The 8,555-nt window shown below is 65.4% G+C and carries 3 protein-coding genes and 2 rRNA genes (1 of these 5 only partly in view); 1 reads left to right on the top strand and 4 read right to left on the bottom strand.

Annotated elements, in window-relative coordinates; genetic code table 11:
* Both G6019_RS09010 and G6019_RS09005 read right to left on the bottom strand, forming a co-directional pair.
* The coding region (locus G6019_RS09010; protein WP_182627446.1) for a 3-hydroxyacyl-CoA dehydrogenase NAD-binding domain-containing protein at positions 1–2,035 on the bottom strand (2,035 nt) is incomplete at its 3' end.
* 41 nt (positions 2,036–2,076) lie between these two features.
* A complete protein-coding gene (locus tag G6019_RS09005) occupies positions 2,077–3,288 on the bottom strand; it encodes an acetyl-CoA C-acetyltransferase (RefSeq protein ID WP_182613119.1) in 1,212 nt (403 codons plus the stop codon).
* A 189-nt stretch (positions 3,289–3,477) separates the two neighbouring features.
* On the opposite strand from G6019_RS09005, the gene malQ reads away from it, so the two are divergent.
* Positions 3,478–5,694 carry a 4-alpha-glucanotransferase gene (malQ, locus tag G6019_RS09000; RefSeq protein WP_309230196.1) on the top strand — a complete coding sequence of 739 codons (2,217 nt, stop codon included), beginning with the start codon at positions 3,478–3,480 and terminating at the stop codon, positions 5,692–5,694.
* Positions 5,695–5,749: 55 nt separating this feature from the next.
* Here malQ and rrf read toward each other — a convergent pair.
* Both rrf and G6019_RS08990 read right to left on the bottom strand, forming a co-directional pair.
* Positions 5,750–5,866: ribosomal RNA gene (gene rrf, locus G6019_RS08995) — 5S ribosomal RNA — on the bottom strand.
* A gap of 99 nt (positions 5,867–5,965) precedes the next feature.
* A 23S ribosomal RNA gene (locus tag G6019_RS08990) occupies positions 5,966–8,555 on the bottom strand (it continues 509 nt past the right edge of the window).

Genomic DNA, 8,555 nt, shown 5'->3' with positions numbered 1-8,555 from the left:
TACCGCCGGTCCACGCCGGGAACCCGATCCCGATGATCGAGCCGATGTTGGCGTCGGCGTCGTCCACGATCACGCCCTCGTCGACGCACTTCTGGGTCTCGAGAACCTCGGCGAAGATCATGCGGTCGACCAGGTCCTGCAACGGCGGTGCGTTGTCCGGCGAGGTGTTGAACGCCTCCCGCAGGCCCGGCCAGAGTCCCGCTCGCGTGCCGTCGGTGTAGTCGTAGAACCCGGCCCCGGCCAGACGGCCGCTGCGGCCGAGCTCGTTGACCATCGTGGCGGTGACGCGGTCGGACGGCACCTCCACGAACTCCTCGCCCGCGGCCGCGGCGGCCTCGCGCGCGGTGTCGCGGATCTTGAGCATGAGGTTGAGGTTCAACTCGTCGGACAGCTGCAGCGGCGCCGCCGGGTACCCCGCGATGCGGCCGGCCTGCTCGATGGTCGAGGGCTCGATCCCCTCGTCCAGCATGCCGATCGCCTCGTTGACGAACGTGCCGATGACGCGGGAGGTGTAGAAGCCACGCGAGTCGTTGACCACGATCGGGATCTTCCGGATCGCCAGCGTGAGGTCGATCGCCTTGGCCAGGGTCTCGGGGGTGGTCTTCTCACCCTTGATGATCTCGACCAGCTGCATCTTGTCGACGGGCGAGAAGAAGTGCAGTCCGATGAAGTCCTCGGGACGCTTGACGCCGGTCGCGAGGTCGGTGATTGGGAGGGTCGACGTGTTGGAGCCGAGCAACGCGTCGGGGGCGACGATGTCCTCGATCTCCTGGAAGACCTTCTTCTTCAGATCCGGCGACTCGAAGACGGCCTCGATCACGAGGTCGCATCCGGCCAGCGCCTGCGGGTCCGTGGTGGGCGTGATGCGGGCCAGGAGGGCGTCGGACTTCTCCTGCGTGGTGCGGCCACGCTCGAGCGCCTTGGCCTCGATCTTCTCCGCGTACGCCTTGCCCTTGTCCGCGGACGCCTGCTCGACGTCCTTGAGCACGACCTCGATCCCCGCCTTCGCGCACACGTACGCGATGCCGGCGCCCATCATGCCGGCGCCCAGGACGCCGACCTTGGTGAACTCGGTCCGAGGGATCTCGGAGCCGTCGGCGGCCTTGGGGCGTGCGCCGCCGGACGAGCAGTGCTGCATGTCGAAGAAGAACGCCTGGATCATGTTCTTCGCGATGGGACCGGTGACGAGCGAGACGAAGTATCGCGCCTCGATCTTCTCGGCGGTGGCGAAGTCGACCTGCGACCCCTCGACCGCGGCGGCCATGATGGCCCGGGGCGCCGGGGAGGGCGCGCCCTTGGTCTGCTTGCGCATGTTGGCGGGGAAGGACGGCAGGACCCCGGCCAGGGCCGGGTCGCTGATCGTGCCGCCGGGCAGCGTCCACCCCTTGCGGTCCCAGGGCTGACTGGGCTCGGGATCGGTCTTGATCCACGCCTTCGCGGCGTCGACGAGCTGCTCGGGGGCCACGACCTCGTCGACCAGGCCCGCCTTGAGGGCCTTGTCCGGGGCGAACGAACGGCCCGACATCAGGATGTTGGGCACGGCCTGCGCCAGACCGAACATGCGGACGGTCCGGACGATGCCGCCGCCGCCGGGCAGCAGACCGAGTGTGACCTCGGGCAGGCCGACCTTGGCGCCGCGGGCGTCGGCCATCACGCGGTGGTGGCAGGCGAGGGCGAGCTCGAGACCTCCGCCCAGGGCCGCGCCGTTGATCGCGGCCACGACCGGGACCCCGAGGGTCTCCAGGGCGCGCATCCGGCCCTTGATCTGCATGGACCGCTCGAAGAGCTCCTCGGCGTCGCCGGGGCCCGCCGTGATCATGGACTTGAGGTCGCCGCCGCCGAAAAAGCTCTTCTTGGCGGAGGTCAGGACGATGCCCTTGATGGACTCCTTCTCGGCCTCGATACGGCCGACGGTCTCCGAGAAGTCGTCGATGAAACGCGCGTTCATGGTGTTCGCGCCGTGGTCGGGGTCATCCATGGTGAGGGTGACGATGCCGTCGCCGTCCTGCTCCCACCGGAACATGTTGTCGCTCACTGGTTCTCTACTCCTAAAGGCTGTGGTGTCGGTGGGGCGGATCAGACGCGCTCGATGATGGTGGCGACGCCCATTCCACCGCCGACGCAGAGGGTGATGAGGGCGCGCCTGCCGCCGGTGCGCTCGAGCTCATCGAGCACGGTGCCGGTGATCATGGCGCCGGTGGCTCCGAGGGGGTGACCCATCGCGATGGCCCCGCCGTTGACGTTGAGCTTCTCGTCGGGGATGTCCATGTCCTTCTGGAAACGCAGCACGACGGAGGCGAACGCCTCGTTGAGCTCCCACAGGTCGATGTCGTCCCGGGTGAGCCCCGCGATCTCGAGAGCCTTCTTCGCGGCCGGGGTCGGGCCGGTGAGCATGATGGTGGTGTCGGCGCCGGAGGTGGCCGCGGCCACGACGCGGGCGCGCGGCGTCATGTTCATCTCCTTGCCGGCCTTCTCCGACCCGACCACCACGAGGGCGGCGCCGTCGACGATGCCGGAGGAGTTGCCACCGTGGTGGACGTGGTTGATCTTCTCGACCCAGTGGTACTTCTGCAGCGCGACGGCGTCGAAACCGCCCATGTCGCCGACCATGGCGAACGAGGGCTTGAGGCCGGCGAGCGCCTCGACCGTGGTGCCCGGTCGCATGTGCTCGTCGTGGTCGAGGATGGTGACGCCGTTGATGTCCTTGACCGGGACGACCGACTTGGCGAACCGGCCCTCCTCCCACGCGCGGGCGGCGAGTCGCTGCGAGCGCTCGGCGTAGCGGTCCACGTCCTCACGGGTGAACCCCTCGAGCGTGGCGATGAGGTCGGCCCCGATCCCCTGCGGGGAGAAGTACGTGTCGTAGTTCGTCGCCGGATCCAGGGCCCAGGCGCCGCCGTCGGTGCCCATCGGCACGCGCGACATGGATTCGACGCCGCCGGCGAGGACGACCTCGTCCCAACCGGAGCGGATCTTCTGGGCGGCCATGTTGATGGTGGTCAGGCCGGAGGCGCAGAACCGGTTGATCTGCACACCGGCGACGGTGTCGGGCATCTTGGCGGCCAGCGCGGCGATCCGCGGCAGATCCATGCCCTGGTCCCCGAGCGGGGTGACGATCCCGTAGATGATGTCCGAGATCCGGTTCTCGTCGAGGTCGGGGAACCGACGCCGCATCTCTTCGATGAGACCGACGACCAGGTCGATCGGCTTGACCCCGTGCAGAGCGCCGCCGGGCTTGCCCTTGCCTCGCGGAGTCCGGATGGCGTCGTAGATGAATGCCTCGGTCATGGGTTGTCCACGGCCTTTCTCTGGGCGGAACTGATACGTGTTCGAGGTCAGCGTACGTGGTCCCTCGCCCCCGCTCGGAGTGTGGTCCGTTTTTCACGATCCGCGCCCGGGGCGCTCCGGTGGCACAGTGGACCGTGACCGTCCGCGGCGCCCGGTAGACGGCGCCTCCCGACCCGACGCGAGGACCCCGTGACCGTGACCGACGCCGTTCCCCCCGCCCTGGTAGAGCTCGCCGAGAGGTGCGGCGTGGCCACGAGCTACGAGGACGCCCGCGGTATCCGCCGCGAGATCCCCGCCCGGACGCTGCGTGCGGTTCTCGCCGCGATGGGCATCCCGGTCGGTGAGGACGACGACGAGGGCGGTGGCTCGGTCAGCGCGGCGCTCGAGGAGGTTCGTCTGCGGCCGTGGCGCCGGGTGCTCCCCCCGACGATCGTGACGAGGCAGGGCTCGGGGGCCCTGTGCGCCGTCCATGTACCCCGTGGAACCTCTGTGGGGCTGTCCGTCCACCTCGAGGACTCGTCCGACCCGCTCGACCTGGTGCTCCCCGCCGCCGCGGAGGAGTCGAGGAGTGTCGATGGGACGCCAGTCGACCGATTCGATCTGGAGCTGCCCGACGCGCTCCCCCTAGGGTGGCACCGCCTGGTCGCCGTCGTCACGGACTCGTTCGACGGCACCGGCCCGTCGGCGGGGGAGCCGCGGGTCGTCGAAGCCGCCCTGGTGGTGTCCCCGCGGTCCATACCGGTCCCCCCGGATCTCGGACGGCGCCGGGGTGTCGGGCTGGCCGCGCAGCTCTACCAGGTCCGGTCCGACACGTCGTGGGGGGTCGGTGACCTGTCGGACCTCGCCGACCTCGCCGACTGGGCCGGGCGGGACCTCGGCGCCGACTTCGTCCTGGTCAATCCGATGCACGCCGGGGAACCGCTCCCGCCGGTGGAGCCGTCCCCGTACCTCCCGACCACACGGCGGTTCGCCTCACCGCTGTACCTCCGGCCCGAGCTGATCCCGGAATACGCCTCGCTCCCACCCGAGGAGATGCAGGTGGTCGATGACCTCGCGGCCGGGCAGCGGCAGAGGAACACCGAGGACACCATCGACCGCGACTCCTCGTGGGGAAGCAAACTCGAGGCGCTCCGGGTGGTATTCGCCGCGCCTCTCACGGAGGACCGGGCCCGGGCGTTCGACGACTTCGCCGACGAGCAGGAGCCCGGACTGTTCCGTTTCGCCACGTGGTGTGCTCTGGCGTCCGAGTGGGGCCCGGACTGGTCGCGGTGGCCCGCAGCGCTGAAGGACCCGGATTCCGACGACGTGGCGCGTTTCGCCACCGACCACGCGCGGGAGGTCCGATTCCACCAGTGGCTGCAGTGGCAGGTCGCGCAGCAACGCGCTGGTGCGCAGCGCGCCGCGTTGTCGGCGGGAATGCGGCTGGGGATCCTCCACGATCTGGCCGTCGGGGTGCATCCCACCGGCGCCGACGCCTGGGCGCTCCGCCGGTCACTCGCCCGCGGGGTCACCGTGGGCGCGCCACCGGACGTCTATAACCAGCTGGGCCAGGACTGGTCCCAGCCCCCGCTGCGGCCCGATGCTCTCGCCGAGGAGGGGTACCGGCCCTTCCGGGACATCGTCCGCGCCGCGCTGCGCGACTCGGGCGGGATACGGATCGACCACATCCTGGGTCTGTTCCGGCTCTGGTGGATCCCGTCGGGGCTCCCGCCCACCGAGGGGACGTACGTGAACTATGACCACGAGGCGATGATCGGCGTTCTCGCGCTGGAGGCGTCGCGTGCCGGCGCGGTCATCGTGGGAGAGGACCTGGGGACCGTCGCACCCGGGGTCCGGGAGGAACTGTCCGAGCGCGGGGTGTTGGGCACCTCGGTGATGTGGTTCGAGCAGCAGGACTCCCAGCCGGTGCCCCCCGAGGACTATCGCCGGCTCTGCATGGCGTCGGTGACCACTCACGACCTCCCGCCGACTGCGGGGTATGTCGACCTCGTGCATGTGGATGTCCGCGAGGAACTGGGCCAGCTGACGGGCGATGTCGAACAGGAGCGCGCCGACGCGGCCTCCGAGATCGGGTCGTACACCGAGGCGGTCAGACGGCGCGACTTACTCGAGGGCGCCAGCACGGAGGATCTGGTGGTGGCGCTCCACGCATTCCTGGCCGCGGCACCATCTCTTCTCTACGCGGTGTCGGTGGCCGACCTCGTCGGTGATCGCCGCCCGGTCAACATGCCCGGGACGTCAGAGGAGTATCCGAACTGGCGTGTGCCGCTCTCCGACGCTCGAGGCGACGTGGTCGCCCTCGAAGGGCTTCGTGGATCGGACCTGGCGAAGCGGGTATTCGGCGCGGCGTCGGTTGGGGTGGTGGGTGGCGGCGTCGGTTGGGGTGGTGGGTGTGGGGTGAAATGACGAGGGCCCCCGGGGCCGCGGTGGGGCGGTCTCGGGGGCTCTCGTGTGAAGTTGTGTTCGGCGGTGACCTACTCTCCCACACCCTCTCGAGTGCAGTACCATCGGCGCTGGCAGGCTTAGCTTCCGGGTTCGGAATGGGACCGGGCGTTTCCCTGCCGCTATGGCCGCCGTAACTCTGTGAAACAAGGCCCGACCCGCGATCGAGACCGCGGATGGGTGTGTTGTTTCAGATACTGCACAGTGGACGCGGTGCGATTCTTTTGGCTTGAGTGTGTGTAAGCCCTCGGCCGATTAGTACCGGTCACCTCCACGCATTGCTGCGCTTCCAGTTCCGGCCTATCAACCCCATGGTCTGTGGGGGGCCTTAACCACGCAAGGTGGTGAGAAACCTCATCTTGGAACAGGCTTCCCGCTTAGATGCTTTCAGCGGTTATCCCTTCCGAACGTAGCTAACCAGCGATGCTCCTGGTGGAACAACTGGCACACCAGAGGTTCGTCCGTCCCGGTCCTCTCGTACTAGGGACAGCCTTCCTCAAGTTTCTTACGCGCGCGGCGGATAGAGACCGAACTGTCTCACGACGTTCTAAACCCAGCTCGCGTGCCGCTTTAATGGGCGAACAGCCCAACCCTTGGGACCTACTCCAGCCCCAGGATGCGACGAGCCGACATCGAGGTGCCAAACCATCCCGTCGATATGGACTCTTGGGGAAGATCAGCCTGTTATCCCCGGGGTACCTTTTATCCGTTGAGCGACACCGCTTCCACTTGCCGGTGCCGGATCACTAGTCCCGACTTTCGTCCCTGCTCGACGTGTCAGTCTCACAGTCAAGCTCCCTTGTGCACTTGCACTCAACACCTGATTGCCATCCAGGCTGAGGGAACCTTTGGGCGCCTCCGTTACTCTTTGGGAGGCAACCGCCCCAGTTAAACTACCCACCAGGCACTGTCCCTAACCCAGATCATGGGCCGAGGTTAGACGTCCAATACGATCAGAGTGGTATTTCAACAACGACTCCACACACACTGGCGTGCATGCTTCACAGTCTCCCACCTATCCTACACAAACCGAATCGAACGCCAATACCAAGCTATAGTAAAGGTCCCGGGGTCTTTTCGTCCTGCCGCGCGTAACGAGCATCTTTACTCGTAATGCAATTTCGCCGAGTCTGTGGTCGAGACAGCAGAGAAGTCGTTACGCCATTCGTGCAGGTCGGAACTTACCCGACAAGGAATTTCGCTACCTTAGGATGGTTATAGTTACCACCGCCGTTTACTGGGGCTTAAATTCTCAGCTTCGCCTTGCGGCTAACCGGTCCTCTTAACCTTCCAGCACCGGGCAGGCGTCAGTCCGTATACATCGACTTACGTCTTCGCACGGACCTGTGTTTTTAGTAAACAGTCGCTTCTCTCTGGTCTCTGCGACCACACCCAGCTCCCACCGCGAGGGTGTTCACCGGGCATGGCCCCCCTTCTCCCGAAGTTACGGGGGTATTTTGCCGAGTTCCTTAACCACAGTTCTCTCGATCGCCTTGGTATTCTCTACCTGATCACCTGTGTCGGTTTGGGGTACGGGCCGTGTATGAACTCACTAGAGGCTTTTCTCGGCAGCATAGGATCACTGAATTCCCCACAACGGGTACGCATCAAGTCTCAGCCTTCATGTGACACGGATTTGCCTATGTCACGGCCTACACTCTTACACCAGTACAACCACTGACTGGCCCAGCTACCTTCCTGCGTCACCCCATCGCTTGGCTACTACCAGATCAGGTCCCGCGCATCCAGTCCACGTCATCCCGAAGGATGCTCCAGGACGTTCAGGGCGGTTAGTATCACTGATTCACCATGGGCGCGCATACACGGGTACGGGAATATCAACCCGTTGTCCATCGACTACGCCTGTCGGCCTCGCCTTAGGTCCCGACTCACCCTGGGCAGATTAGCTTGACCCAGGAACCCTTGATCATTCGGCGGACGAGTTTCTCACTCGTCATTCGCTACTCATGCCTGCATTCTCACTCGTGTGGCCTCCACGCCTGGATCACTCCGACGCTTCTATGGCCACACGACGCTCCCCTACCCACCCACACACCTGCCCGGAGGAGGTTCTCGTGTGAGTGCCGCGGCTTCGGCGGTGTACTTGAGCCCCGCTAAATTGTCGGCGCAGGACCACTTGACCAGTGAGCTATTACGCACTCTTTCAAGGGTGGCTGCTTCTAAGCCAACCTCCTGGCTGTCTCAGCGATCCCACATCCTTTTCCACTTAGTACACGCTTAGGGGCCTTAGCCGGCGATCTGGGCTGTTTCCCTCTCGACTATGAAGCTTATCCCCCACAGTCTCACTGCCACACTCTCACACCTCGGCATTCGGAGTTTGGCTGACGTCAGTAACCTTGTAGGGCCCATCGGCCATCCAGTAGCTCTACCTCCGAGGTGAAACATGCGACGCTGCACCTAAATGCATTTCGGGGAGAACCAGCTATCACGGAGTTTGATTGGCCTTTCACCCCTACCCACAACTCATCCCCTCAGTTTTCAACCTAAGTGGGTTCGCGCCTCCACGACGTCTTACCGTCGCTTCACACTGGCCATGGGTAGATCACTCCGCTTCGGGTCTAGAGCATGCCACTACGATCGCCCTATTAGGACTCGCTTTCGCTACGGCTTCCCCACACGGGTTAACCTCGCGACATACCACTAACTCGCAGGCTCATTCTTCAAAAGGCACGCCATCAGCCCCGAAAGGCCTCTGACGGATTGTAAGCACACGGTTTCAGGTACTATTTCACTCCCCTCCCGGGGTACTTTTCACCATTCCCTCACGGTACTAATCCGCTATCGGTCACCAAGGAGTATTTAGG

The sequence above is a fragment of the Dietzia sp. DQ12-76 genome, from assembly GCF_014145045.1.
In the GTDB taxonomy this organism is placed as follows: Bacteria; Actinomycetota; Actinomycetes; order Mycobacteriales; family Mycobacteriaceae; genus Dietzia.
The sequence above is the reverse complement of the archived record's forward strand: the minus strand, read 5'-3'. Positions and strand labels throughout refer to the sequence as shown.